A 25,373-nucleotide genomic window follows, 5' to 3' on the forward strand; every position below is an offset into this window, starting at 1 on the left:
TGTGGGGTTCGTGAAAGGTCGCGTACGAAGGGGGGCACGGCCGGGCGGTCCCGGCCGACGGCGCAGTGCGCCGGAGCTCAGGCCGCCCGGCGGTCGTGCCGGGAGCGACCGGGCTTCGGGGGGAGGCGGTTGGGGCCCGGTCCGGCCAGGCCCGCGCGGAACAGCCCGTAGGTGATCCGCCGTCGGGCGGCCGCCTCCAGTTCGTCCAGCAGGGGTCCGGGGCGCAGAGTTGCGCCGGGGCCCAGCAGGCCCTCGACGACGGCCAGCGCACCGGCGATGTCTCCGTGGTCCAGGCGTTCGCGGACGCCGGTGAGGCAGTCCGGTCGGCGGTGGGCCGCGTCGATGGCCCGGAGGCAGGGCAGGGGAGTACCGGACAGCGCCGCCAGCAGTTCCTCGCGCCGGACCTCGGCCGGGTCGTGGTCGAGCGGTGTCAGCACGCCGTCGACGAGGCCGATGCGGTGCCGGGACCCACGGCATTCGACGAAGCGCGGCCGGCCCGGCCCCGGTTCGGGCTCCGGTTCCGTTTCTGCGGTCCCCGACGGCGGGGCCGGTGCACGGTCCGGTGCGAGGGCGGCGGCGACCAGCGGGTGCAGCCGGTCGGCCCCGATGGAGCCGGTGCGGAGCAGTTCCAGGTCGGGCAGTACCCAGGCCGCCGCGTCGGGCAGGACCGGCAGCGTGTGGGCGCTGCCGTCCGTGGGGGCGGACCCGATCCGGAGCGACGGCATCCCGGCGCCCTGCCCGTCCGCGTCCCCGTCAGCGCCCGCGACCAGGTCCAGGACCAGCCGCTGCCGGGCACCGAGCCGGACGGTGACGCTGCCGGTGTCCCGTCCCTCGGCCCGGAGCACGATCCCGGCCTCGGCGGCCCACCGGTCGACGGCGCACCGGTGCTCCGGAGGCAGCGCTCGGGTGAGTTCCGGATCCGGCCCGGGCGGGTCGTCGCAGGGCGGCCGGTCGGCCCCGGAGCGGGCCCGCAGCTCGTCCGTCCTGCGCGCGTCCCACAAGTGGCGGTGCAGGTCGAGGCGGAAGCGCCGGTCGGGGCGGGACCCGCGGCGCGGATCGGCGCCGGCGACCCCGGCCTCGGAGCGGGAACCGTCCCACAGCGCGAGGCCGATGCGCTGCCCGCCGTCCGCCCAGGCGGGCGGAGTGCGGGCCACGAGGTGCACCGGGGGCGCGGTGCCCGCGGGCGCGGCGGTGGCGTACCGGGCCAGGGTGATGGTCAGACCCGGGCGCAGCAGCCCGTCGGGGGCGACCCGCGGCATGTGCCAGCGCAGCAGGTCGGGAGCCAGGTGGCGGAGGTCGGCCCGGATCCGGTCCGCGAGGTCGCGGCCGTGCGAGCGGGCCAGGGAACGCAGGTTGAAATCGACGTCGAAGCCTGCGGCGGCGCATGCCGCGGACCAGTCGCCGGCGTGGCGGCGCGCGGTCGCAGTCTCGATCATGGACACCGGCACGGCGTACTCGCGTACGCGGCGCCAGAGGGTGAGGCGGGAGTCCCTGTTCGCGGTCGCAGTGAGCATCAGCACTCACCTTGCGCGGTGGGGACCTCCGATCCGTGAGTGGAATGAGTGGTCATCGCGGTGATCGTAGCGGCCCCTGCCGCGGCCGGCGAGGGCTTTTCCGGCGGGTGCCGTCCCGCCCGGGCCAGTGGTGGTGGTGCTGGTCGATGATGTAGTGGTGGCCGTGCAGCCAGCCGCCCCCGGCCGGACGGGCGTCGGCGAGGTGCGGGTGACCGGGCGGCAGGTCCGGGTGTACGTGGTCCAGCCGGTCGGGGTCGCGGACCGGCCAGGCCGCCGCCGCGGCGGCGGTCGCGGCCAGGGCGACGGCCCCCAGGGCCGCGGCGGTCAGCGGCAGGCCGGCCCACGGGGCGAGCCACCCGGCCAGCGGATAGGTGAGCAGCCAGCAGCCGTGGGAGAGGGAGAACCGGGCGGCGAAGGCGGCGGGCAGGTCCGCGTCGGCGGTGGAGCGGCGGACCACGCGGCCCCCCGACGTCAGGACGGCCGAGCACGCGGCCCCGATCACCGCCCACGCGGCCAGGAGCGCGGGCCAGGACCAGGCGCCGGGGGCGGTCGCGGTGAGTACGGCCACGGCGGCGAGGACCAGCGGGAGGCAGGCGGCGGCCCGGAGCATCACGGTGCGGTCGCAGGAGCGCCGCAGGAGCCGGGGCAGGGCGAGCGCGGTGAGCACGGACCCGGCGCCGTAGGCGCCGAGGGCGACCGAGACCGCCCCGGCCGGGCGGTCGAGGTGCCCGCGGACGGCGGCGACGGTGTCCACGAAGACGACGGCTCCGCCGGCGGCGACCGCCAGGTCGAGGGCGAGCAGGGCCCGCAGCCGCGGAGTGGCCCGGAACAGGCGGATGCCGAAAGCGGCCTTGGCGTAGACCCCGCCGGTCCGCTCGACGGGGGCGGGCCGGGGCAGCGCCGTCGCGGTCACGAGCGCGGCGGAGGCGAGGAATCCGGCGACGGTGCCGGCGAACAGCCGGTCGTAGGAGACGACGGTGAGCAGCGCCGCGGCCAGGACCGGGCTGAACAGGCTCTCCAGGTCGTAGGCGAGCCGGCTCATCGACAGGGCCCGGGTGTAGTCCTGTTCGTCGGGCAGGACCTCGGGGATCGTGGCCTGGAAGGCCGGGGTGAAAGCCGCCGAGGCCGCCTGCAGCAGGAAGATCAGGACGTGGATCTGCCACACCTCGGTGACGAGGGGCAGGGCGAGTGCGACACCGGCGCGGGTGAGGTCGGTCGCCGCCATGAGGACGCGCCGGGGCACCCGGTCGGCGACGGCCGTGACCAGCGGCGCGACGGTCACGTAGGCGATCATCTTGATCGCCAGCGCGGTGCCGAGGACTGCCGGGGCGCCGTCGCCGGCGAGGTCGTACGCGAGCAGGCTCAGCGCGACGGTGGCGAGCCCGGTGCCGACCAGGGCGACGACCTGGGCGGTGAACAGGCGGCGGTAGGTGCCGTTGCGCAGCACCGACAGCACGGACAGCGCCGATGGCGCGGACGGCACGGGTGGCGCGGAAGGCAAGGACGGCAAGGGCGGCCCCGTTCCGGTCGGCGGATCGACGACACGGTGTCCAGCGTAGCCAACATGTGCGCACCTGTGCACGTATCAAGGGCGGAACGGGGCCCCGCGGGCGGGCTCAGTCGTGCGGCGGGAGGGAGCCGATCTCATGGTCGGCGACGTTCATGGCCTCGTCCACCAGCCGGCGCAGGTGGCCGTGGCGCAGGGCGTAGACGACGCGGCGCCCGTCCTTGCGGGTGGTGACCAGCCCGGCGAGACGGAGCTTGGCCAAGTGCTGGCTGACGGAGGGACGGGCCGCCCCGCACGCCTCGGTGAGCGTGGTCACGTCGGCCTCGCCCCGCCCGAGCCGCTCCATCAGCGCCAGGCGCGTGCGGTCCGCGAGCAGGGCCAGGACGGACGCGGCGACCTCCAGCCGGTCGCCCCGTACCTGCGACGCCTGCGCACCTGCCGGATGCTTGCCTGAGCTCATGCGGACATCGTAGGACGGCGGGAGTGAGACGCGTGCGCTTTGGCGCACGCATGGGAACGCGCACGGGCCCCGCAACCCCCCTGGGGGGCGCGGGGCCCGTGCGCGGACGTGGCGGTGGGATCAGCCGAGGGCGGGTGCCTGCTGCTGGGCCGTCGCTTCCGCGCCGTCGGTGCGCGTGTCCAGGAGCTTCTGGGCCAGGACGCCGAATACGACGGCGAACACCGTCCACAGAACGAGCTGTACGGCCAGCGAGGCCACCCGGAACTCCCACAGAAGGGCCGCGGGGAAACCGGCCTGGACCGCGTCGCTGTTGTCCGGCAGGAACACGAACGCCAGTGCGGTGGCGACGATGAAGCCGCCGGCCGCGGCCAGCGTCGCGTTCCAGTTGCCCAGGCGCGGTGCCAGCCGTCGCCCGAGGATGATCGCGCCGACGCCGAGCAGCACGCTCAGCAGGATCATCAGGAAGAACAGCGTGGTGCGCTGCCCGATCGTGTCCGGGTTGCCGACCGCCGGCGGGGTGGCGGGGTACTTGAGGAACGGCACCAGGTAGACCAGGGCGAACGCGCCCGCCCCGGTGAGCGCGGCCGTGGCTCGCGGGCTGAACCCGCCGACGCGGCCGAGGGCGAACGAGAACGCGAGCGAGGCGATGCCGCCCAGCGCGACCCCGTAGACCAGGACGCCGGTGGCCAGGCCGGCCGTCGACTGGACCGGGCGGCTGACGAGCTCTTCCTCCTCCTCGGCGGCCTCGCCCGACGCGGCGTCACCACCGTGTCCGGCGTGACCGCTCGCGGCGCTCGCGGCGTCCTTCGCGGCGGCGGCCTCCTCCACGGCGATGGAACCCCGTACCGGGGGCTCACCCACCACGTAGGCGACGGCGAAGGCGAACAGTCCGGCGATCAGGCCCGCGAGCATGCCGCGGACCAGCAGACCTCTGACAGTTGAGGCATACATGTGCGTGCCTCTCAGTGGCAGGGGAAGCCGAGCAGGTGGCGACCGTCGTGCACCCACTCGTGCACGCCCTCGCCGGCGAACACGGCGGTGGCGCCCTGCTCGGCACCGACGAAGTAGAGGGCCACGAGCATCAGGAGACCGACGAAGACCGCCCAGGGCAGGACCGCGCGCACGGGCAGCGGAGCCGACGGCGAGACGGCGGGGGTGGATATGGCAGCGGAAGCGACAGCCTCGGCCATGATGGAACCTCCTCGGGGAACAACGCGTCCCATACGGTGGTGCAGGACGACGGTCCTCGGGTCTGACTCGCCGAGACGCCCCCGGGGAGGTCGCCGCAGCACACAGTGGCGCGACCATGCCGGATTCACACCGGACTTCCGTCTCGCCGTCGTCGCTATGTCTTTATGTCGCGCTGACGGTACCGTGCGGCGGACCCGCGGCCAAGACCGTGAGTCCCTGATCACACGGCTACGCTGCGGTAATGCCGTCGCGCACCCGCTCCGAGGAGCGGAAACGCCCGGTGAGCTGGCCGTGACTACTGCTAGAATTCCCGTCGTTGGCCTTCGGCGTACGTGCTCCGTGCACGCGCCCGGAGGCTTTTTTCATGCCTTCACACCTGACCACCAGCCACGGACCCACCCCCGCCCCGCCCCCCTCCACCGGCTACCGGAAGCTGCTCCGCACCACGGAGTTCAGCGGTCTGTACGTCAGCTTCACCCTCACCGCCGCCGCGGGCGCCCTGTCCGGCATCGCGCTCGGCACCCTGGTCGACCGGCAGACCGGTTCGCCGTTCCTGACCGCCGTGAGCATGTACGGCGCCACCTTCGCCGCGGTCCTCGGCGCGCTGACGCTGATGTCCGTCGCGGACGGGAAACGCCCCCGGCGCACCCTCCTCCTGCTCCAACTCGCCTCGCTCGCGGGCGTCTGCGCCCAGGCCGTCCCCGAACTGCCGCTCGCGGCCCGCTTCGCACTCCTCCTCTTCCTCGGCTTCTTCCAGTCCCTGGGGACCGGTGCGCGGCTCGGGCTGCTCGCCGAGGTGGTGCCGGCCGCCGGCTACGCGCCGGCCCGTTCGCTGATGAACATCACCGCGGGCGGCACGGCGATCCTCGGCTACGCCGGCGGCGCCGTACTGCTGCGGTACGCGGGCCACCAGGGGGTCTTCGCCGTCGCCGCCTGCCTCACCGCCCTCGGCGCGGCCGTGGTGGCGGCCACCGTACGGGAGCACTCGGTCCGGCTCGCCCGCCGGCCGGGCCTGCGGCAGACCTGGCGGGCGAACGCCGAACTGTTCGCCCACCCCGGCCGGCGGGCCCTGCTGCTGGCCCTGTGGGTTCCCAACGGGCTGATCGTCGGCTGCGAGGCCCTCCTCATCTCCTACGACCCCGCCCACGCCGGGACCTTCCTGGCCGCCGGATCCGCCGGCATGCTCGCCGGCGACCTGCTCGTCGGCAGGGTGCTCACCGCCGCACGGCGCCGCCGCCACGCCTTCGTGCTGCGGCTCCTGCTCGCCGCCCCCTTCCTGCTCTTCGCGGTCCACCCGCCCGCCCCCGTCCTGGCGGTCGCGGTGTTCGTCGCCGGGGCCGGGTTCGCCGCCACCCTGCCGCTCCAGGAACGGCTTCTGGAACTGACCCCCGAGGCGATCCGCGGTCAGGTCCAGGGGGTCGAATCGGCGGGACGGATGACCTGTCAGGGGCTGGGTGCCGCGATCGCCGGCGGCCTCGCCCAGTACCTCGGCGCCGGCGCGGCGATCGCCCTCGCCGCCGCGGCCTCCCTCGCCGTCACCCTCCTCACCCGGCCGTTCCGCCCCGCGAGCGGCGACCGGCCGCGCTGACGGGCACGCCGCACGTATTCGTGCATCTGTTCGGTTATGGGTTTAGGCTGGGTCCATGCACGCGGTCCGGGCTCTGCAGGGCTCCCTCTTCGACCAGGGTGACGAGATCGGTCTCGGCCCCCTCGCCGGGCTGCGCCGGACCGAGCTCGGCGCCGGGGCCTGGGTCGACCACCTGCCCGGCTGGCTGTGCGGCGCCGACGCGCTCTTCGAGCGGCTGGCCGCAGACGTGCCCTGGCGCGCCGAACGGCGGCAGATGTACGAGCGGGAGGTGGAGGTGCCCCGGCTGCTCGCCTTCTACGGCGAGGACGAGGACCTGCCCCACGCCTCGCTCGCCCTGGCCCGCGATGCGCTGAGCGCCCACTACGCCGCCGAGCTGGGCGAGCCGTTCACCACCGCCGGGCTGTGCCTGTACCGCGACGGGCGGGACAGCGTGGCCTGGCACGGCGACCGGACCGGCCGTTCCCCGACGGAGGACACCATGGTCGCCATCGTCTCCGTCGGCGACCCGCGCGATCTGGCATTCCGGCCCCGCGACGGCGGGGCCACCCTGCTGCGGCTGCCGTTGGGCCACGGCGACCTCGTGGTCATGGGCGGCTCCTGCCAGCGGACGATGGAACACGCCGTGCCGAAGTCGGCGCGGGCCGTCGGGCCCCGCATCAGCGTCCAGTTCCGGCCCCGGGGCGTGCGCTGACCCGAGGGCGGGCACCCCGCTCCCGTCCCGGCGGTTGCGGCCCCGTCGGCGTCCTCGACCCGGACGGCAATCCGGTCCTGGTGGACCAGCACGTCTGAGCGGACGCGGCCGGACCCCGGCGCGCCCGGGCCGGATCAGACGCGGGTCCGGACGTCGGCCCCGGGCTCCTTCGAGGGGCGCGCGGCCGCCGCCGCCGCGTGCAGCGAGCGCAGCGCCAGCATCAGGATCCCGATGTCGTCCAGATAGACCGGGTCCGGAATGAGGTCCACGGGCGAGACGGTGTAGACGAGAGCGGCCCAGAACAAGGCCTTGTCGTGCAGCGGAATGCCCGCGTCGACCAGCAGCCGCCGCGCCCTGAGCACGCGTACGAACATCACGGCCGCGACCACGGCGAGCCCCGCCATGACGATCGCGCCCACGATGACCCAGACCGTTCCGTCCATGGCGCCCATATACCCCGATTCCGGTCGGTGATACCCCTACGGCGGCCCCGGCCGCTCAGGCGCCCTGTCCGCGCAGCCGGCGCCCGACCTCGCCCAGACCGTCGGCGAGCACGTCGAGCTGCGCCGGGGTCAGGACGTCGACCAGGATCTCCCGGACCGTGGCCACGTGCCCCGGCGCCGCCTCCTCCAGCTTCGCGCTGCCGGCGTCGGTGAGCACGGCGAAGACCCCGCGCACGTCCGAGGGGCAGCTGCGGCGGCGGACCAGTCCGGCCTTCTCCATCTGGGTGACCTGGTAGGTCAGGCCGCTCTTGGAGTTGATCAGGCCATTGGCGAGCTCGGTCATCCGCAGCTCCCGCCCGGGCGCCGCGGCGAGCCGCACGAGGATCTCGTACTGCGGGTGCGAAAGCCCCGCGTCGTCCTTGAGCTGCTGGTCGAGGCGCCGGTTCACCAGGGCAGAGGCGGCCAGGAAGCCGCTCCAGGCCCGCATCTCGCGCTCGTCCAGCCATCTCGGTTCAGCCATGGCCCCAGCCTACACGGGTTGTTCGAATTTGAATCACCGGTTAGGGTCCATGGCCAGCGGTTCGAATTTGAACAACTCTTCACCTGCCTCCTCGGACCGCACGACCGGAAGGACCCCCACGATGACCAGCCCCTCCGTCACCGCGGCGAAGCCGCAGGCCGCCGCGCCGGCCGCGCAGGGCCCGCTCGCCGCCCTCTCCACCCCCGGCCACGACGCCGGCCTGCTGCTCCTGCGCCTCGTCCTCGGCCTGACCATGGCCGGACACGGAGCGCAGAAGCTCTTCGGCTGGTTCGGCGGCGGAGGCATCAGCGGCACCGGCCAGTTCTTCACCGCCAGCGGCTACCCCGCCGGCGACGCCATGGCCGTCCTCGCCGGCCTCACCGAGACCCTCGGCGGCCTCGGCCTCGCCGCCGGCCTGCTCACCCCGCTCGCCGGCGCCGCCGTCGTCGGCACCCTCATCAACGCGATCGCCGTCCACGGCACCGGCTCCTTCTTCGCCCCCGCAGGCATCGAGTACGAACTCCTGCTGACCGCGGGCGCCGCCGCCCTCACCCTCACCGGCCCCGGCCGCTACGCCGTTGACCGCTTCCTGCCCGTCCTGCGCACCCAGCGCCCGGCGCACGGAGCCCTGGCCCTCGTACTCGGCGTCGTCCTCGCCGCCGTCATGCTCTTCGTGCGTAACTAGCGCTGCGCCCGGGGGTGTCCGGGGCCCGAGCTGATTGGCCCCGGACATTCGGGGGAAGAGCGCACAAATGACACAACCCATCGAAGACTACGCACTCATCGGCGACCTCATGACCAGCGGACTGGTCGGCCGCGACGGGTCCATCGACTGGCTGTGCCTGCCGCGCTTCGACTCGGCGGCCTGCTTCGCCAGGCTCCTCGGCGACGAGGAGAACGGCCACTGGCGCATCGCCCCCCTCGGCGCGGCCGACGGAGAGCGCTGCACCCGCCGCGCCTACATCGACGGCTCACTGGTCCTCGAGTCGTACTGGGAGACCGAGACCGGCACCGTCAAGGTCATCGACTTCATGCCGCAGCGCGACGTCGCCCCCGACGTCGTCCGCATCGTCGAGGGCATCAGCGGCACCGTCAGGATGCTCAGCACCCTGCGCCTGCGCTTCGACTACGGCCACGTCGTGCCCTGGGTGCGCCGCAGCGACGGCGACCGCGTCGCCGTCGCCGGGCCCGACTCCGTGTGGTTCCGCAGCGAGCCCCCCGTCCGCACCTGGGGCGAGGCCAAGAGCACCCGCTCCCAGTTCCCCGTCACCGCCGGCCGCCGCGTCGCCTTCGTCCTGACCTGGCACCCCTCGCACCAACCGCGCCCCGAACCCACCGACCCCTTCGAGGCCCTGGAGGGCAGCCTCTCCGACTGGCGCGAGTGGACCTCCCAGTGCCGCTACGAAGGCCCCTACCGGGAAGCCGTCACCCGCTCCCTGATCACCCTCAAGGCCCTCACCTACGCCCCGACCGGCGGGATCGCCGCCGCCGCCACCACCTCCCTGCCCGAGGAACTGGGCGGCGTCCGCAACTGGGACTACCGCTACTGCTGGCTGCGCGACTCCACCCTCACCCTCGGCTCCCTCATCACCACAGGATTCCTCGACGAGGCCCGCGCCTGGCGTGAGTGGCTCCTGCGCGCGGTCGCCGGCGCCCCCGAGGACCTCCAGATCATGTACGGGATCGCCGGCGAGCGGCGGATCCCCGAGAGCGAGCTGCCCTGGCTGCGCGGCTACGCCTCCTCCGCGCCGGTCCGCGTCGGCAACGCCGCCGTCGACCAGCTCCAGCTCGACGTGTACGGGGAGGTCATCGACTCCCTGCACCTGGCCAGGTCCGCCGGGCTGCCCGCCGAAGCCCACTCCTGGAGCATCCAGCTCGCCCTCCTCGACTTCCTGGAGCAGAACTGGCACCGGCCCGACGAGGGCCTGTGGGAGGTCCGCGGACCCCGCCGCCACTTCGTGCACTCCAAGGTGATGGCCTGGGTGGCCGCGGACCGCGCCGTACGGACACTCGAAGGCAACCCGTCGCTGCGCGGCGAACCGGACCGCTGGCGCGCCATGCGGGACGCGGTCCACCGCGACGTCTGCGACAACGGCTTCGACCCCGAGCGGGGCACCTTCACCCAGTACTACGGCTCCGCCGAACTCGACGCCGCGACCCTGCTCATCCCCAGGGTCGGGTTCCTGCCGCCCGACGACCCGCGGGTCGTCGGCACGGTCGACGCCGTGCGCGCCGAACTCGGCCGCAGCGGACTGGTCCGCCGCTACAGCACCGCCGACTCCGTCGACGGCCTGCCCGGCGACGAAGGCGCCTTCCTCGCCTGCTCGTTCTGGCTCGCCGACGCCCTGCACATGACCGGCCGCGAGGACGAGGCCCGCGTCCTCTTCGAGCGGCTGCTGACGGTGTGCAACGACGTGGGTCTGCTGGCCGAGGAGTACGACCCCGTCTCCGGGCGCCAACTCGGAAACTTCCCGCAGGCGTTCAGCCACGTCGGCCTGGTCAACACCGCGCTCACCCTGGCCGGCATGGAAAAGCGGACGACCGGGGCGGGCTGAGAGCGTGGAACCGCCCCAGCAGCGCGCCGAAGGCGCGGGCCCCTTCACCACCCGGCTCACCTGGCAGCGCCCCGAAGGGGACACGGTGGTGTGGGAGTCGCGGCCCGCGCGCAGGCGCGGGACCCTCGCGGTCCGCAGCCCCGGACAGGCGGCCGCCAGGACCACGACCGCAGACGCCGAGGCCCTCCGCCGGCTGCGACGGCTCAACGCCATCGCCTCGGCCGCGTTCGTCATCGGCGGAGCCCTCTTCGCCCTCGGCGCGGCCGTGTCCCAGTTCGGCTGGGGCACCACCGCCGAGGCCTCAGCGATCTACTTCGCGGGAGGCCTCTTCTTCAACACCGGCGGCTACGTCTCCCTCCTCCAGGTGGTCAACGGGCCCCGCCACACCCCGCAGGACGGCGGCCGGCTGGTCACTTCCGCCTGGAAGTGGTGGGGGTACGAACCGATGCGCCTGGACTGGCTGAGCACGTTCGTGCTGTTCGTCGGCACGCTCGTGTTCGGCATCAACCTCCTGGACTCCTTCCTCCAGGGGCTCACCGTCCAGCAGACCAACCGGCTGATCTGGACACCCGACGTGATCGGATGCCTGCTCTTCCTGCTCTCCGGCCACCTGGCCTTCATCGAGATCTGCCACCGCCCCTGGCCCTGCCTGCGCTCGCGCAGCCTCGGCTGGTGGGTCGTCGCGGTGAACCAGTTCGGATCGGTGCTGTTCATGGTCTCGGCCCTGGCGGCCTTCACCCTGCCCGCCACCGGAGACCTGGTGAACACGGCAGTCGCCAACTGGGGGACGCTGCTCGGCGCCCTGTGCTTCTCGATCGGCGGCGTGCTCCAGGCCTGCGAACGGCCACAGCACTAGTCACCGGCGCGCGGCTCGGGGCCGCCCGTGAGGGACGCCAGCAGCAGGGCGATGTCGTCCGGCCGGTCGACGGCGTTGCCGATCAGCCGGTCGGCGGTCTCGGTCAGCGGAACCGGCAGCGCCGACGCCAGCGCCAGCCGCAGCCGCTCCACCCCCTCGTCGATGTCGATGCCGGGCCGCTCCACCAGCCCGTCCGTGTACAGGGCCAGCAGCGCGCCCGGCGCCAGCCGCAGTTCCGTGACCGGGTACGAGGCCTCCGGGTCGACGCCGAGCACCACCCCGCCCGCCAGGTCCAGCACCTCCGTGCGGCCGTCGGGACGGCGCAGCAGCGGCTGCGGGTGCCCGGCCCGGACGGCCTGGGCGGACCCGGACGCCGGGTCGAGCACCACGTAGCAGCAGCTCGCGAACTGACCCGGATCGAGGTCGATGAGCAGCCGGTTGGTGCCGCGCACCACCTGCTCGGGCGTGCTGCCGGCGAGCGCGAAGGCCCGTACGGCGCTGCGGAGCTGGCCCATGGTCGCGGCGGCGGCGACCCCGTGGCCCTGGACGTCGCCGATGACCAGGGCCAGCCGGCCCGATCCGGTCTCGACGACGTCGTACCAGTCGCCGCCGACGTCCATGCCCGCGGAGCCGGGCAGATAGCGGCCCACCGTCTCCACGTGCTCACGCACTGGCAGCCGGTGCGGCAGCAACGCCGCCTGGAGCCCGTGGGCGAGCGCCGCCTCGCTGTCGTAGCGCCGGGCCCGCGCCAGGGCCTGCGCGATCAGCCCGGCCAGCGCGGTCAGCACCGTACGCTCCTCCGGGCTGAAGCCGCGCGGGGAGTCGAAGCCGAGGATGCACGAGCCGACCGGCCTGCCCGAGGCGATCAGCGGCAGGAAGGCACGGGCGCCGACATCGGCGTCCAGCGGGATGCCCGGATAGGCGGCGGCCAGCCGCTGCATCGACTCGAAGAACAGCGGCCGGCCCGTGGTCAGAGTCTCCACGCCCGGCAGCCGGACATCCAGCGCGACGCCGTCGAACCGGTTCAGGAAGCCCTGCGGGAAGCCGGTCTCCCAGGCCAGGTGCAGATGCCGCTGGTCGAGCAGGTAGATCGCGAGCTGGCGGCCGCCGAAGGCGGGCAGCAGCTCCTCGGTGACCACCGCCGACACCTGCCGGGCCGTCACCGCCTCCGTCAGCGCGATGGCGAGGGCCACCGGCCGGTACAGTGCGGACGCCTGGTCGGCGGGCGAGCCCGGGCCCGTGGCGGAGTCGGCCGCGGTCGCGGACGCGTAGGCGGGCGGGTCTGCCGTGCCGATCGTCAGGGTCACGCCGTCGGACGCCGGGTAGAGGCCCACCGACAGCCACTCGCCCGGCGGATGCCGCCCGCGCCGTGCGGAGAAGTGCACCGGCTCCGACGACATGAAGACGGCCCGGAAGTGGTCGTCGTGCGCGGGGTGCCCGAGCCACGGCAGCGCCTCCCACAGCAGCCGCCCGTGCAGGTGCCCGCCGCCGAGGCCCAGCAGGCGCTCCGCGGCGGAGTTGACGAAGCCGATCCGGCCCTGCCGGTCCAGGGAGAGCACCGCCTGCACGAGCCGGTCCACGGCTCCGCGGGCACCCGCGGCCCCGGCCTCCGGCGCCGGCGCCGGCACGCAGACCGGGTCCCCGTCCCACACCACCGGCTCCCCGGCCGCGGACAGCGCGGAGAGCTCGCGCGCCAGCTCCTCGGCGGCCTGCCGGAGCCGTTTGCGGTCACCCGCCCCCACCGGGACACCGGGGGTGGCCGGGCGCAGCACCACCAGTACGCCGAACCGCTGCGACCCCGCGGTCACCGGCTCGTACAGAGACGCGAAGGGGAAGGGCAGCCCGGCGACGAACTGGGGGAAGCGGCTCATGGCCGACTCCGCGTCGGCCAGGAGCACGGCCTGCCCCGAGCGGTAGGCCTCGGCGACCGGATAGGGGCGGTTGACCTGCATCCGCCACCACGGCCGGAACAGCGGCAGCGGCAGTCCGGTGAACAGCGCCAGGAGCAGGAGGTCGTCGGAGCGCGAGCGCAGGTAGACGCCGCCCGCGTACCCGCCCACGGCCTCCACTGCGCTCACGACGGCCCGCGCGAGCGCCTGGACCGTGGCGTCGGTGGCGGCGCCGACGCTGTCCGCTGTCGCCATCACACAGTCAGGATGCGCCATCGGCGACGGCATCGGCATCCCGGCGCCCGGGCCGCGGGCACGGGGGTCGCGGCCTCATCCCGGGCCGCGCCGCCCCGTGCCACCCGCCGCGATAGGCCGACCGCTTCCCTCGTCCGGGGGACGTATGGGAGCGCACGGGTGTGCGGACGGCCACCCGCGCGCGCCGCGGGGCACGATACGCACGCGTCCCACCCCCCCCGGCAGGCCCGCGGAAGGCAGAGCATGCGGTTCCAGTACGACACCATCGGCGAGCGCTACGCGGAGTCCAAGAGCACGGCGGCGTACTCCGCGGCCGACACCTACACCCTGCACGGGGCCCTCGACGCGCTCGGCGGCCTGCGCGGCCTCGACGCCCTCGACCTGGCCTGCGGATACGGCTACAACACCCGGCTGCTGGCCCGCGGCGGGGCCCGGCGGACCGTCGGCGTCGACGTCTCCGAGGAGATGATCCGGCTGGCCCGCGAACACGAGGCGACGAAGGACCGCCCCGACGTCGAATACCTCGTCGCCGACGCCGCCGGCCTGCCCGACCTCGGCCCCTTCGACCTCGCCACCGCCGCCTACGTATTCAGCTACGCGCCCGACCGGCGCACCCTCCACGCGATGTTCCGGTCCGTCCGCGCCAACCTGCGCGCCGGCGGCCGGCTGCTCGCCATCGTGCCCAACGCCGGGGCGTACCCGCGGGTGGACTGGTCACCGTACGGAGTCCGCATCCTCGACCGGGTCCGGGACGGAGACGCGCCGCTGCTGAAGGCCCACTTCCTGACCGAGCCGCCCGTGCCCTTCGAGTTCCGCGAGTGGGCCCACTCGGACCTCGCCGAAGCGGCCGTCGAGGCGGGCTTCGTCACCGTCGGCTGGCAGCCGAACCGCACCCCGCCCGCCGACCACGTACGCGACGAGGCCTACTGGACGGCGTACCGCGCCTGGCCGATCAGCTCGCTGATGACCTGTACGGCGTAGGAGCGCGGGTGTGCCCCCCTCAGGGCCGGGCCCGCGCCGCCCGGCCCCGGTCGTCACAGGTCCGCCGCGGACCTGACCAGCTCGACGATCCGCTCGCGCGCCGCCCGCCCCTCCGGCACCGGCAGCAGCGGGTACGCGTGCGGCATCCCCGCCGCCTCGTGGAACTCCACCTCCGTGCCCTCCGCGCGGGCCCGGCGCACCAGCTCCCGGCTGTCCGTCGCGAGCACGTCCCGGGTGCCGCTGAACACCGTCAGCGGTGCCAGCCCCGCGAACGACCCGCGCAGCGGGCTCACCAGGGGATCCTCGGCGTCCAGGGTCCCCGCGTACAGCCGTCCGGCCTCCAGCAGCCCCGCACGGGCCAGCAGCGGGTCGGCCGCCTCGATCGCCTCCTGGTCCGGATGGCTCATCGTCACGTCCAGCCACGGCGAGACCAGCACGATCCGCGAAGGCTGCTCGCCGTCGCGGTCGCGCAGGCGCTGCGCGGCCGCCAGCGCCAGCCCGGCGCCGGCCGAGTCGCCGATGAGCACCGTCCCGCCGTCGCCGCCGCCCGCGATCAGGCCGCTCAGCAGGTCGGTGGCGACCGGAACAGTCCGGTCCGCCGTCCCGCGCGGAGCCAGGATGTACGCGGGGACGACGACGCGCGCCCGGGCCCGCGTCACCAGGGTCCGCACCAGCTCCCAGTGCGGGCGCTCCAGCTCGCCCACGTAGCCGCCGCCGTGCACGTACAGCACCTGCGCCGACGGCTCGGCCCCCAGCGGGGACACGTCGTACACCGGCCAGGCCCCGACGAACGTCCGGGAGATGTCCGCGACCCGGCCCAGCCGCCGCGGCGGCAGGTGCGAAGCCGGCCGGCGGGCGGCCGACGACACCCGCTCGCGCACCGCCTCGGCGCTCGCGAACCGTCTTCGCCGTCCCGCCACGACCAGCGCCACCGAAAGCGCCCTGCTGCGCAGACTCGGCACGCCCCTCACCTCCCCTTTTCCCAGCCCCGTCAAGGGAGGAGCATAGGCGTGAAGACACGCACGTGAAGCTGCGCTGTCGGCCCGCTTAAGAAACTCTCGATGGACTGATCACCACGGAGATCGGCAGATTGGTGCCCGTCACCGACGCCGTCCGAGCCCCGCACGCTCGCGGCGCCCCCTTCCGCATGCCTGGAGCCACCCATGAAGGCACTCGTCAAGCACAAAGCCGAGCCCGGCCTGTGGCTCATGGACGTCCCGGAGCCGGAGTACGGCCCCGGTGACGTGCTGATCAAGGTGCTGCGCACCGGCATCTGCGGAACCGACCTGCACATCCGCGCCTGGGACGGCTGGGCGCAGGGCGCGGTCAAGACCCCGCTCGTCCTCGGCCACGAGTTCGTCGGCGAGGTCGCGGCGGTCGGCGCGGACGTGACCGACATCGAGCTCGGCGCGCTGGTCAGCGGCGAGGGCCACCTGGTGTGCGGCAAGTGCCGCAACTGTCTCGCCGGCCGCCGCCACCTGTGCCGCAGCACGGTCGGCCTCGGCGTGGGCCGCGACGGCGCCTTCGCCGAGTACGTGGTCCTGCCCGCGCAGAACGTGTGGGTGCACCGCACGGCCGTGGACCTGGACGTCGCCGCGATCTTCGACCCCTTCGGCAACGCCGTGCACACCGCGCTGTCCTTCCCGCTGGTCGGCGAGGACGTGCTGATCACCGGCGCCGGCCCGATCGGCATCATGGCGGCCGCCGTGGCCAAGCACGCCGGTGCGCGCAACGTCGTCATCACCGACGTGAGCCCCGAACGGCTGGAGATCGCCCGCAAGGCGGGCGCCACGCTCGCCGTGAACGTCGCCGAGTCCTCGATCGCCGAGGCACAGACGCAGCTGGGCCTGCGCGAGGGCTTCGACATCGGCCTGGAGATGTCCGGGCGCGCCGAGGCGATGCGCGACATGATCGACAACATGACGCACGGCGGCCGGATCGCCATGCTGGGCCTGCCCGCGGCGGAGTTCCCCGTCGACTGGGCGAAGGTCGTCACCTCGATGATCACGATCAAGGGCATCTACGGCCGTGAGATGTTCGAGACCTGGTACGCGATGACGGTGCTCCTGGAGGGCGGGCTCGACCTCAGCCCCGTCATCACCGGCCGCTACTCGCACCGCGACTTCGAGGCCGCCTTCGACGAGGCGTCGACCGCCCGCAGCGGCAAGATCATCCTGGACTGGACGGCGTAGGGGCTGCCCGACCCCCACCCGCCGGACACGCCCCCAGGGGCGTCCGGCCCCGATCGCCCCCCTTCCGCACGAACCATCTCCCTCCGGCCGGGCCCCGCACACCCTCCCCCCTCCGCGGGGCCCGGCCCCCTCCGCCGCACAAGGAGAAACGCAGCATGTTCGAGACCGTCCGCGACGACCTCCGCACCACCCTCGACGAGATCCGCTCCGCCGGCCTGCACAAGCCCGAGCGCGTCATCGGCACCCCGCAGAACGCGGCCGTCGCCGTCACCTCGGGCGGCACCGCGGGCGAGGTCCTCAACTTCTGCGCCAACAACTACCTCGGGCTGGCCGACCACCCCGAGGTCGTCGCCGCCGCGAAGGACGCGCTGGACCGCTGGGGCTACGGCATGGCCTCCGTCCGCTTCATCTGCGGCACCCAGGAGGTGCACAAGGAGCTGGAGGCACGCCTCTCGGCCTTCCTCGGCCAGGAGGACACGATCCTCTACTCCTCCTGCTTCGACGCCAACGGCGGCGTCTTCGAGACCATCCTCGGCGCCGAGGACGCGGTCATCTCCGACGCCCTCAACCACGCCTCCATCATCGACGGCATCCGCCTCTCCAAGGCCCGCCGCTTCCGCTACGCCAACCGCGACATGGCCGAGCTGGAGACCCGCCTGAAGGAGGCCACCGAGGGCGGCGCCCGCCGCAAGCTCATCGTCACCGACGGCGTCTTCTCCATGGACGGCTACGTCGCCCCGCTCCAGGAGATCTGCGACCTGGCCGAGCGCTACGACGCCATGGTCATGGTCGACGACTCCCACGCGGTCGGCTTCGTCGGCCCCGGCGGCCGCGGCACGCCCGAACTGCACGGCGTCATGGACCGCGTCGACATCATCACCGGCACCCTCGGCAAGGCCCTCGGTGGCGCCTCCGGCGGCTACGTCGCCGCGCGCGCCGAGATCGTCGAGCTGCTGCGCCAGCGCTCGCGCCCGTACCTCTTCTCCAACTCCCTCGCCCCGGTCATCGCGGCCGCCTCCCTCAAGGTCCTCGACCTGCTGGAGTCGGCCGGCGACCTGCGCGAACGCCTCGCCGCGAACACCGCGCTCTTCCGCACCAAGATGACCGAGGCCGGCTTCGAGATCCTGCCCGGCGACCACGCCATCGCCCCCGTGATGATCGGCGACGCCGCGGAGGCCGGGCGCATGGCCGAGCTGCTCCTGGAGCGCGGGGTCTACGTGATCGGCTTCTCCTACCCGGTGGTGCCGATGGGCGCGGCCCGCATCCGCGTCCAGCTCTCGGCGGCCCACTCCACGGCCGACGTCGAGCGAGCCGTGGCCGCCTTCATCGACGCCCGTGCGGCGCTCGGGACCGCTGGGGCCTGAGTGATCTCCGCACCCTGAGACAATGGTGGGGTGATCGACCCCCGCCGGCTGCGCATCCTGCGGGCCGTGGCGGACCACCGTACGGTGACCGCCGCGGCCGCAGCCCTGTACCTCACCCCCTCCGCCGTCTCCCAGCAGCTCGCGGCGCTGGAACAGGAGACGGGCCACGCACTGCTCACCCGCAGCGGGCGGGGCGTACGCCTGACCGCGGCGGGGGAGATCCTGCTCGGCCACGCCCACGAGGTGCTGGCCCAGCTGGAGCGGGCGGAGGCCGAACTCGCGGCGTACGCGGGCGGAGCGGCCGGCGAGGTCACCGTGGCCGCCTTCGCCACGGGCATCGCGGAGGTGCTCGCCCCGGCGATCGCCCGGCTCGCGCTGGAGCGGCCGGGGATCAGACTGCGGGTGCGCGACGCGGAGGGCGACCAGAGCCTGCCGCTGCTCCTGGACGGCGAGGCGGACCTCGCGCTCGCGGTCGAGTACCGGGGCGCGCCGGGCGCCGACGACGGCCGGCTCTCCGTCCTCCCGCTGTATGCGGAGCCCTTCGACGCGGTGCTGCCCTCGGGGCACCCGCTGGCCGACCTGCCGGCGGTGTCGCTGGCCGACCTGTCCGACTCGGACTGGGTGGGCCAGTACCCGGGCAACCCGTGCCACGACGTGACCCTGCTCGCCTGCGAACTGGCCGGCTTCCAGCCGCGGTTCGCGCACTCCTCCGACGACTTCCGCGCCGTGACGGCGCTGGTCGGAGCCGGGGCCGGGGTGGCCCTCGTGCCGCGCTCGGCGCTGCGGGGCATGGACCTCAAGGAGGTCCAGGTCCGCCCGGTCGCCGGACCGGCCGCCACCCGCCGGGTCTTCGCGGCCACCCGCCGCGGGGCCGAGAACCACCCGCTGATCGCCCCCGTCCTGGCAGCCCTGGTCCGCGAATCGGAGCGCCTCCCGCCCCACTGAGCGGGCGGGCCGGCAGCGGCGCGGGAGTCTGCGGGCGGTCGGGCGGCAGAGGAGGCGCGGCGGCGGCCGGGGCGCGAGGTCTGAGCGGGCCGGTACAGGAGGCGTGACGGCAGCAGCGGCGCGGGGGCCGTGCCGGGCGGCACAGGAGACGCGGCGGCAGCAGCGCGCGGGGCCCACGCCGGGCGGCGCATGAGGCACGCGGCAGCAGCGCGCGGGGCCCACGCCGGGCGGTGCAGGGCGCACAGCGGCAGCAGGACGGGGGTCTGCGCCGGGCGGCGCAAGAGGCGCGGCGGCGACGCGAGCGTAAGGGCAGCCCCGGGGGCGCAGCCCGGCGGGGCGGGGACAGGCGGGGCGGGGACCCGGCGGGGCGGGGACAGGAGCGTGAGGGCAGCCCCGGGGGCGCGGCCCGGCGGGGCGGGGACGGAAGGCGCGGGGGCCCGTGAGAGCGGGGCTCCGGCGGGGCCGGAATGGAAGGCGCGGGGGCGGCGCGGAGAGCGGGGCTCCAGCGGGCCGGGATAGAAGGCGCAGGGGCGGCGCGGAGAGCGGGGTCTATGTGAGGCGGGGGTGGGAGGCGCGGCGTCGGTGCGGGGGCGGGGTGTGAGTGGGGCGGCATCAGTGACGTGCTGGGGGTTTCCCGTCCGTCCTATCGTCTTCCGTGTCGGGCCGGTCCCTCAAGGGCGCTCCTTTGTCGCGTCGCTTCGCGATGTCGCTGCGCTCCACCCTTGACCGCCCGTCCCGCCCCGGAAAATCGAGGACAGCCGGGAAGCCCCCAGAAGAACGGGCCGGGGGAGAAGACACCATCGGGGCGTCGGAGAGGCCCGGGCAGAGCCCGCGCGCCTCAGATCGCTACGCGGTCCTGCCCGACGGCGTCCGCAGGCCTCTTGGGCTGGGCATAAGCCGCCATCGATCGCTACACGCGTCTCCGAGACGGCGCCTGCAGGCCTCTTGGGCTGGACACAAGCCGCCATCGCTCACCAGGCGCTTCCCCGAGACGGCGCCCGCCCCTCGTTCGGGGCTGGGAAAGGCGGATTCGAGGGACGGAGGGCCGATCCATCGGCCCAGCCGATGCCAACCCCCATCAAGACCAAAGCAAGGCCACAACCGCACGCCCAAACAAGGGCAATTGGTGCAAATGGAAGCCCCTTTGGGGTCCCTGCCCGCCCAGACCTGGATGGGCATCGCCTCAGCCGTCATCTGACGCCTTTCCTCCCCCCCCAAAAAAACTGCCCGCAGACGCCGTCCAAGGCGGGCGCATCAGAGCGTCTGCGGCTTATGACCAGCCCCAGACGGTCTGCAGTCGCGTGATCCAGAAGCACGTACCGATCTGAGGCGGCCTATGCCCAGCCACAGAGGCCCGCAGACGCCGTCCGGCAGGACCGCGTAGCGATCTGAGGCGTCCCCCCGACCACCCCGCGCCTCGCTGATGTGCCCGTCCCTCTGTCTCTCCCCCGGCCCGTTCTTCTGGGGGCTTCCCGGCTGTCCTCGATTTTCCGGGGCGGGACGGGCGGTCAAGGGTGGAGCGCAGCGACATCGCGAAGCGACGCGAGGAACGAGCGCCCTTGAGGGACCGGCACGAACCGGAAGACGATAGGACGGACGGGAAACCCCCAGCACGTCACTGATGCCGCCCCACTCAGGCCCCGCCCCCGAAGTCGTTGTCGTGCCGTCAAAGCCCGTGCCCGGTTGGCCCCCGCCCCCGCCCGCCTGGCTCCCCGCCCCCGCCCGCCTGGCTCCCCGTCCTGCCCCGCCTGGCTCCCCGTCCTGCCCCGCCCGGGGCGGGGTCAGGTCGTGACCACCTCGACGCCTGCCGTGGTGAAGGCCCGGGCCACCGCCGGGGTGAGGCCGGTGTCCGTCACCAGGACGTCCACGGCCGAGGTCGCGCAGATGCGGGCGAAGGCGCGGACGCCGAGCTTGCTGGAGTCCGCCGCGACGACCACCCTGCGGGCGCGTTCGCACAAGAGGCGGTTGACCGAGGCCTCGTCCTCGTGCCGGGTCCCCGCACCGTCCTTCGGGTCGAAACCGTCCACGCCGAGCACCGCCGTGTCCACCGCGAGCTGCCCGAGGACCTGCTCGGCGAGGGGGCCCGTCAGTTCGTAGGACTGGGGGCGCGCCACGCCGCCCGTCAGCACGATCTTGAACTGCGGCCGGATCACCAGTTCTCCCGCGATGTTGAGGGCGTTGGTGACCACGGTGAGCGCGGGCGAGCCCTGAGCCAGGTCCGGCCGCCCGGCCAGGGCGCGCGCCACCTCCGTGGTGGTGGTGCCGCCCGTCAGGCCGATCACCTCGCCCGGGGCGACCAGCGCCGCGACGGCCTCGCTGATGCGCCTCTTCTCGGCGGCGCGCCGCGACGTCCGGTAGCGCAGCGGGAGTTCGTAACTGACCCCGTGCTGCACCGCCCCGCCGCGCGTGCGGACCAGCAGCTGCTGCTCGGCGAGCTGGTCGAGGTCGCGGCGGATGGTCGCGGCGGACACCCCGAGGGCCTCGGCGGCCGGTTCCACCTCCAGCTCGCCCCGTTCCACCAGCAGGTCCAGCAGTGTCTGCCAGCGCTCCTTGCGGGTCATCGGCCGCCCCCTCCCGTGCTCATTGCGTGCCCGTCCCGTGGCCCCCGTCGGGCTACCCGGCGACACTAACCCAGCAGAACACCCCGTGGTTGCTTGAAGTTGCGCGAAAATGCCCGCTACCTTGCAGGAAAACGCATTCAGACCCGTCTGTCGCACGAGGGAGCCTGTATGAGTCACGTCGCGCACGAGTTGGGCACGCAGCCCGCATGCTGGGAGCGGGCCGCCGAACTGGCCCCGGCCCGGCGGGCGGTGCTGCCGCAGCCGGGGGAGCGTACCGCCATCGTCGGGTGCGGCACCTCGTACTACATGGCCCAGGCGGCCGCCGTGCTGCGCGAGGAGGCGGGACAGGGGGAGACGGACGCCTTCCCCGCCTCGGAGTTCCCGCGCCACCGCCGCTACGACCGGGTCGTCGCGCTCACCCGCTCCGGGACCACCACCGAGGTGCTGGACCTGCTGGCCGCACTGCGCGACGCGGGCGTGCCCACGACCGCGGTCATCGGCGATCCGGCGACCCCGGTGATGACGGTGGCGGACGAGCTCGTCGTCCTCGACTTCGCCGACGAACAGTCCGTCGTGCAGACCCGCTTCGCGACCACCGCCCTGACGCTGCTGCGGGCCCACGTCGGGCTGCACGGGCCCGCGGCCGTCGCCGACGCCCGCACCGCCCTTGACGAGCCGCTCCCCGCGGAGGCCGGGGACCAGGGGCAGTTCACCTTCCTCGGCCGCGGCTGGAGCGTCGGACTCGCCCACGAGGCGGCCCTGAAGATGCGCGAGGCCTCGCTGTCCTGGGCCGAGTCCTATCCGGCGATGGAGTACCGGCACGGGCCGGTCAGCATCTCCGGGCCCGGCACCGTCACCTGGTCGCTCGACGAGGCCCCCGACGGACTCGCCGAACAGGTCCGCCGGACCGGCGGCCGATGGGTGGCCGGGCGGCTCGACCCGCTCGCCGAACTCGTCCGCGTGCACCGCCTGGCCCTCGCCGTCGCCGCCCGGCGCGGACTGGACCCCGACGCGCCGCGCAACCTGACCCGCTCGGTGATCCTCACCACCGGTGAGGAGGCGGTCCGATGACCCTCGTCTGCGCGGGCGCGCTCGTCCGGGAGGCGGCCGGCGCGGGCCGCGCCGTCGCCGCCTTCAACATCATCACGCTGGAGCACGCCGAAGCCGTCGTCGCCGGCGCCGAGGCGGCCGGGCTGCCGGTCATCCTGCAACTGAGCGAGAACGCCGTGAAGTTCCGCGACGGGCGCCTGCTGCCGATCTCCCGGGCCGCCGCCGCCTGCGCGGAGGCCGCCGCGGTCCCGGTCGGCCTGCACCTCGACCACGTCAAGAGCCCCGAGCTGCTGCGGCAGGCGTGCGACGCGGGATACAGCTCGGTGATGTACGACGCGGCGCAGCTCGCGTACGCCGAGAACCTGGAGGCCACCCGCTCCGCCGCGGACTGGGCGCACGCCAACGGGCTGTGGATCGAGGCGGAACTCGGCGAGGTCGGCGGCAAGAGCGGTGCCGCACCGCTGGACCCGCACGCGCCGGGCGCCCGTACGGACCCGGACGAGGCGCGGCGGTTCGTCGCCGACTCCGGGGTCGACGCACTGGCCGTCGCCATCGGCAGCAGCCACGCGATGACCAGCCGGACCGCGACCCTCGACCACGCCCTGCTGGCCAGGCTGGCCAAGTCGGTGGAGGTACCGCTCGTCCTGCACGGCTCGTCCGGACTGCCGGACTCCGAGCTCGCGGCGGCCGTCGCCGGGGGGATCCGCAAGGTGAACATCGGCACCGCACTCAACCTGGCCATGACGGAGGCCATCCGCACCCACCTGACCCCGGCGGACCCCCGGCCGTACCTGACGGCGGCCCGTGCGGCGATGACGGCGACGGCCACGGCTATGATCGGCGCCCTGAACTGAAGGACACCGGGGGACGGCCGTGGACGCACAGCGGGGACGCACCAGCCGCAGGCGCTTCCTGCTGATCGCCGGGATCCCACTGCTGACCGTGGGCGCGGGTACGGCCTACGCCGTGTGGCCCGGACCGGACCGGTCCGGGCCACAGGTGCGCACCGACCTGGAACCCCTGAACGCGCGCTTCGGCCCGTACGTGGGGACGCTGGACGCGGCGCACTGGCTCGGCTACGACATCGACGAGAAGCCCGGTTCCGCCGACAGCCGGACCATCCCGGGCCCCGACTCGCGGATCCGCCTGGTCGGCGTCGCCCGCCTGGCGGCCGGCGGGGCGGCGGCGATCACGGGTAGGGCGGAGTACGCCTTCGCGCCCGCGCCCGCGGCCGCGCCGGCCGCCCTGCCCGCCGAGCTGGCCCCGTACGCGCCGGCCGGTGCGGCCTGGCAGCACAGCCGGCAGTTCGACGCGTTCGCCAACCACGAGGGGGCGGAGGGGCATCCGTCGGGGGAGTACCACTTCGACGCGGCCCGGGACCTCGTCCGCTTCGACCTCCTCTACCTCTACACCTGATACCCGACGGGCCGGGAGTGCGGACGTCGGCGATGAACGGCCGGTGCGCAGGAGACCTTCCGAATTCTTGCAACAGGTTCTAATCTGGCCGCCGCCATCACGCCACATGCCACGCCATCACGGCGAAGCGGCTGGACCGCGAGACTCCCGGAGGGGCCGTGCACCTCGAATACACGCCTGAGCAGCAGCAGTTGCGCACCGAGCTGCGCGCCTACTTCGCCGAGCTGGTCCCGGAGGACGTCTACGCCCGCTACGAGGACCCGGCCGCCCAGAAGCGGTTCTACCGGGAGACCATCCGCAGGCTCGGCACCGACGGCTGGCTCGGCGTCGGCTGGCCGAAGGAGTACGGCGGCCGCGGCATGACCCCGATGGACCAGTTCATCTTCTTCGACGAGGCCGCGCAGGCCGTCGTACCGCTTCCCCTGATGGCGCTCAACACGGTCGGGCCGACCATCATGCAGTTCGGCACCGACGAGCAGAAGGCCTACTTCCTGCCCAAGATCCTCTCTGGGGAGATCGACTTCGCCATCGGCTACAGCGAGCCCGACGCCGGCACCGACCTCGCCGCGCTCAAGTGCAAGGCCGTCCGTGAGGGCGACGAGGAGACCGGCACCTACGTCGTCAACGGCCAGAAGATCTGGACCACGAACGGCGACACCGCCGACTGGGTGTGGCTGGCGGTGCGCACCGACCCGGACGCCCCCGCGCACAAGGGCATCACCATGCTCCTCGTCCCGACCTCGGACCCGGGCTACTCCTGCACCCTCATCAACACCCTGGCCTCCCACGACACCACGGCCAGCTACTACGAGGACATCCGCGTCCCCGCCACCCGCCGCGTCGGCCGGGAGAACAAGGGCTGGCGCCTGATCACCAACCAGCTCAACCATGAGCGCGTCACCCTGGCCGCGCACGGCACGATGGCCATCCGGGCCCTCCACGACGTCCAGCGCTGGGCCGCGTCGACGAAGCTCGCCGACGGCCGCCGGGTCATCGACCTGTCCTGGGTCCGCGGACGGCTCGCCCGCACCCACGCCCGTCTCGACGCGATGAAGCTGCTCAACTGGCAGATGGTGAACGCGGTCGAGTCCGGGACCCTCACCCCGCAGGACGCCTCCGCGGTCAAGGTGTACGGCTCCGAGGCGCGCCGCGACGCGTACGCCTGGCTGATGGAGATCGTCGGCGCGGCGGGACCCCTCAAGGACGGCTCGGTCGGCGCGGTCCTCCACGGCGAGCTCGAACGCGGCTACCGCAGCGCGGTCATCTTCACCTTCGGCGGCGGCAACAACGAGATCCAGCGCGAGATCATCTCCTGGATCGGCCTGGGCATGCCCCGAGTCCGCCGCTGAAATCCTGCGGCTCACAGCGATAGTTGGCACTTCACAACCGTTGTTG

Annotated in this window: 23 protein-coding genes; 13 read left to right on the plus strand and 10 right to left on the minus strand. The window is 73.9% G+C overall.

Features of this window, described 5'->3' with window-relative positions:
- Positions 1-77: 77 nt before the first annotated feature.
- The 5 genes from E6U81_RS24215 to E6U81_RS24235 all read right to left on the minus strand — a co-directional run bounded on the left by E6U81_RS24215 (position 78) and on the right by E6U81_RS24235 (position 4,671).
- On the minus strand, positions 78-1,514 hold the full coding sequence (locus tag E6U81_RS24215) for a hypothetical protein (RefSeq protein ID WP_136232198.1): 1,437 nt from the start codon (positions 1,512-1,514) through the stop codon (positions 78-80).
- A gap of 52 nt (positions 1,515-1,566) precedes the next feature.
- Positions 1,567-2,970: an MFS transporter gene (locus E6U81_RS24220; protein ID WP_136232271.1), complete on the minus strand. Its 1,404-nt coding sequence runs from the start codon at positions 2,968-2,970 to the stop codon at positions 1,567-1,569.
- Positions 2,971-3,130: 160 nt separating this feature from the next.
- Positions 3,131-3,481, minus strand: coding sequence for a metalloregulator ArsR/SmtB family transcription factor (locus E6U81_RS24225; RefSeq protein WP_136232199.1), 351 nt, complete (start codon positions 3,479-3,481; stop codon positions 3,131-3,133).
- Positions 3,482-3,601: 120 nt separating this feature from the next.
- Positions 3,602-4,432, minus strand: a complete 831-nt coding sequence (locus E6U81_RS24230) for a CbtA family protein (protein WP_136232200.1) — start codon at positions 4,430-4,432, stop codon at positions 3,602-3,604.
- An 11-nt stretch (positions 4,433-4,443) separates the two neighbouring features.
- Positions 4,444-4,671 carry a CbtB-domain containing protein gene (locus E6U81_RS24235; protein WP_030657740.1) on the minus strand — a complete coding sequence of 76 codons (228 nt, stop codon included), beginning with the start codon at positions 4,669-4,671 and terminating at the stop codon, positions 4,444-4,446.
- Between the two features lie 365 nt (positions 4,672-5,036).
- On the opposite strand from E6U81_RS24235, the gene E6U81_RS24240 reads away from it, so the two are divergent.
- Positions 5,037-6,260: an MFS transporter gene (locus E6U81_RS24240; protein ID WP_136232201.1), complete on the plus strand. Its 1,224-nt coding sequence runs from the start codon at positions 5,037-5,039 to the stop codon at positions 6,258-6,260.
- A gap of 55 nt (positions 6,261-6,315) precedes the next feature.
- Entirely contained in the window at positions 6,316-6,951 is a 636-nt protein-coding gene (locus E6U81_RS24245) for an alpha-ketoglutarate-dependent dioxygenase AlkB (RefSeq protein WP_136232202.1), read from the plus strand.
- 134 nt (positions 6,952-7,085) lie between these two features.
- On the opposite strand, the gene E6U81_RS24250 is transcribed toward E6U81_RS24245, so the two are convergent.
- Positions 7,086-7,394: a YkvA family protein gene (locus E6U81_RS24250; protein WP_136232203.1), complete on the minus strand. Its 309-nt coding sequence runs from the start codon at positions 7,392-7,394 to the stop codon at positions 7,086-7,088.
- A gap of 55 nt (positions 7,395-7,449) precedes the next feature.
- Positions 7,450-7,914: a MarR family transcriptional regulator gene (locus E6U81_RS24255; RefSeq protein WP_136232204.1), complete on the minus strand. Its 465-nt coding sequence runs from the start codon at positions 7,912-7,914 to the stop codon at positions 7,450-7,452.
- Positions 7,915-8,035: 121 nt separating this feature from the next.
- On the opposite strand from E6U81_RS24255, the gene E6U81_RS24260 reads away from it, so the two are divergent.
- From E6U81_RS24260 to E6U81_RS24270, 3 genes are all read left to right on the plus strand, one after another.
- Positions 8,036-8,599 (plus strand): DoxX family membrane protein, encoded by a 564-nt coding sequence (locus E6U81_RS24260; protein WP_136232205.1) that lies wholly within the window; start codon positions 8,036-8,038, stop codon positions 8,597-8,599.
- A gap of 67 nt (positions 8,600-8,666) precedes the next feature.
- Positions 8,667-10,469 carry a glycoside hydrolase family 15 protein gene (locus tag E6U81_RS24265; protein ID WP_136232206.1) on the plus strand — a complete coding sequence of 601 codons (1,803 nt, stop codon included), beginning with the start codon at positions 8,667-8,669 and terminating at the stop codon, positions 10,467-10,469.
- 4 nt (positions 10,470-10,473) lie between these two features.
- Positions 10,474-11,325 carry a hypothetical protein gene (locus E6U81_RS24270; RefSeq protein ID WP_136232207.1) on the plus strand — a complete coding sequence of 284 codons (852 nt, stop codon included), beginning with the start codon at positions 10,474-10,476 and terminating at the stop codon, positions 11,323-11,325.
- Here E6U81_RS24270 and E6U81_RS24275 read toward each other — a convergent pair.
- Positions 11,322-13,469: a GAF domain-containing SpoIIE family protein phosphatase gene (locus E6U81_RS24275; RefSeq protein WP_168714728.1), complete on the minus strand. Its 2,148-nt coding sequence runs from the start codon at positions 13,467-13,469 to the stop codon at positions 11,322-11,324. The genes E6U81_RS24270 and E6U81_RS24275 overlap by 4 nt on opposite strands.
- A 243-nt stretch (positions 13,470-13,712) precedes the next feature.
- Between E6U81_RS24275 and E6U81_RS24280 the strand changes: the two genes are divergently transcribed.
- Positions 13,713-14,450, plus strand: a complete 738-nt coding sequence (locus tag E6U81_RS24280) for a class I SAM-dependent methyltransferase (RefSeq protein ID WP_136232209.1) — start codon at positions 13,713-13,715, stop codon at positions 14,448-14,450.
- A gap of 53 nt (positions 14,451-14,503) precedes the next feature.
- Here the strand turns inward: E6U81_RS24280 and E6U81_RS24285 are convergent, their stop codons facing one another.
- Positions 14,504-15,412 (minus strand): alpha/beta hydrolase, encoded by a 909-nt coding sequence (locus tag E6U81_RS24285; RefSeq protein WP_136232210.1) that lies wholly within the window; start codon positions 15,410-15,412, stop codon positions 14,504-14,506.
- 201 nt (positions 15,413-15,613) lie between these two features.
- Between E6U81_RS24285 and tdh the strand changes: the two genes are divergently transcribed.
- The 3 genes from tdh to E6U81_RS24300 all read left to right on the plus strand — a co-directional run bounded on the left by tdh (position 15,614) and on the right by E6U81_RS24300 (position 18,951).
- Positions 15,614-16,642: an L-threonine 3-dehydrogenase gene (gene tdh / locus E6U81_RS24290; protein WP_136232211.1), complete on the plus strand. Its 1,029-nt coding sequence runs from the start codon at positions 15,614-15,616 to the stop codon at positions 16,640-16,642.
- A gap of 155 nt (positions 16,643-16,797) precedes the next feature.
- Positions 16,798-18,006: a glycine C-acetyltransferase gene (locus E6U81_RS24295; RefSeq protein ID WP_031156990.1), complete on the plus strand. Its 1,209-nt coding sequence runs from the start codon at positions 16,798-16,800 to the stop codon at positions 18,004-18,006.
- A gap of 30 nt (positions 18,007-18,036) precedes the next feature.
- Entirely contained in the window at positions 18,037-18,951 is a 915-nt protein-coding gene (locus tag E6U81_RS24300) for a LysR family transcriptional regulator (protein ID WP_136232212.1), read from the plus strand.
- A gap of 1,781 nt (positions 18,952-20,732) precedes the next feature.
- Here E6U81_RS24300 and E6U81_RS24310 read toward each other — a convergent pair.
- A complete protein-coding gene (locus tag E6U81_RS24310; RefSeq protein ID WP_136232214.1) occupies positions 20,733-21,512 on the minus strand; it encodes a DeoR/GlpR family DNA-binding transcription regulator in 780 nt (259 codons plus the stop codon).
- A 168-nt stretch (positions 21,513-21,680) separates the two neighbouring features.
- Here E6U81_RS24310 and E6U81_RS24315 point away from each other — a divergent pair, with 168 nt between their 5' ends.
- From E6U81_RS24315 to E6U81_RS24330, 4 genes are all read left to right on the plus strand, one after another.
- Positions 21,681-22,583, plus strand: coding sequence for a sugar isomerase (locus E6U81_RS24315; protein ID WP_136232215.1), 903 nt, complete (start codon positions 21,681-21,683; stop codon positions 22,581-22,583).
- Positions 22,580-23,416: a class II fructose-bisphosphate aldolase gene (locus E6U81_RS24320; RefSeq protein ID WP_136232216.1), complete on the plus strand. Its 837-nt coding sequence runs from the start codon at positions 22,580-22,582 to the stop codon at positions 23,414-23,416. Before E6U81_RS24315 ends, E6U81_RS24320 begins: the two co-directional genes overlap by 4 nt.
- A 19-nt stretch (positions 23,417-23,435) precedes the next feature.
- Entirely contained in the window at positions 23,436-23,978 is a 543-nt protein-coding gene (locus tag E6U81_RS40540; protein ID WP_206310010.1) for a hypothetical protein, read from the plus strand.
- 158 nt (positions 23,979-24,136) lie between these two features.
- Complete coding sequence (locus E6U81_RS24330) at positions 24,137-25,327, plus strand: acyl-CoA dehydrogenase family protein (RefSeq protein ID WP_136232217.1); 1,191 nt, start codon at positions 24,137-24,139, stop codon at positions 25,325-25,327.
- Positions 25,328-25,373: the final 46 nt, after the last annotated feature.

The organism is Streptomyces sp. A0592 (assembly GCF_004795115.1).
In the GTDB taxonomy this organism is placed as follows: Bacteria; Actinomycetota; Actinomycetes; order Streptomycetales; family Streptomycetaceae; genus Streptomyces; species Streptomyces erythrochromogenes.

Coding starts and splice junctions, on each gene's coding strand:
- E6U81_RS24215 (WP_136232198.1), bottom strand. CDS start 1,514: ATGCTCACTGCGACCGCGAACAGGGACTCCCGCCTCACCCTCTGGCGC.
- E6U81_RS24225 (WP_136232199.1), bottom strand. CDS start 3,481: ATGAGCTCAGGCAAGCATCCGGCAGGTGCGCAGGCGTCGCAGGTACGG.
- E6U81_RS24230 (WP_136232200.1), bottom strand. CDS start 4,432: ATGTATGCCTCAACTGTCAGAGGTCTGCTGGTCCGCGGCATGCTCGCG.
- E6U81_RS24235 (WP_030657740.1), bottom strand. CDS start 4,671: ATGGCCGAGGCTGTCGCTTCCGCTGCCATATCCACCCCCGCCGTCTCG.
- E6U81_RS24240 (WP_136232201.1), top strand. CDS start 5,037: ATGCCTTCACACCTGACCACCAGCCACGGACCCACCCCCGCCCCGCCC.
- E6U81_RS24245 (WP_136232202.1), top strand. CDS start 6,316: ATGCACGCGGTCCGGGCTCTGCAGGGCTCCCTCTTCGACCAGGGTGAC.
- E6U81_RS24250 (WP_136232203.1), bottom strand. CDS start 7,394: ATGGACGGAACGGTCTGGGTCATCGTGGGCGCGATCGTCATGGCGGGG.
- E6U81_RS24255 (WP_136232204.1), bottom strand. CDS start 7,914: ATGGCTGAACCGAGATGGCTGGACGAGCGCGAGATGCGGGCCTGGAGC.
- E6U81_RS24260 (WP_136232205.1), top strand. CDS start 8,036: ATGACCAGCCCCTCCGTCACCGCGGCGAAGCCGCAGGCCGCCGCGCCG.
- E6U81_RS24265 (WP_136232206.1), top strand. CDS start 8,667: ATGACACAACCCATCGAAGACTACGCACTCATCGGCGACCTCATGACC.
- E6U81_RS24275 (WP_168714728.1), bottom strand. CDS start 13,469: ATGGCGACAGCGGACAGCGTCGGCGCCGCCACCGACGCCACGGTCCAG.
- E6U81_RS24280 (WP_136232209.1), top strand. CDS start 13,713: ATGCGGTTCCAGTACGACACCATCGGCGAGCGCTACGCGGAGTCCAAG.
- tdh (WP_136232211.1), top strand. CDS start 15,614: ATGAAGGCACTCGTCAAGCACAAAGCCGAGCCCGGCCTGTGGCTCATG.
- E6U81_RS24295 (WP_031156990.1), top strand. CDS start 16,798: ATGTTCGAGACCGTCCGCGACGACCTCCGCACCACCCTCGACGAGATC.
- E6U81_RS24310 (WP_136232214.1), bottom strand. CDS start 21,512: ATGACCCGCAAGGAGCGCTGGCAGACACTGCTGGACCTGCTGGTGGAA.
- E6U81_RS24315 (WP_136232215.1), top strand. CDS start 21,681: ATGAGTCACGTCGCGCACGAGTTGGGCACGCAGCCCGCATGCTGGGAG.
- E6U81_RS24320 (WP_136232216.1), top strand. CDS start 22,580: ATGACCCTCGTCTGCGCGGGCGCGCTCGTCCGGGAGGCGGCCGGCGCG.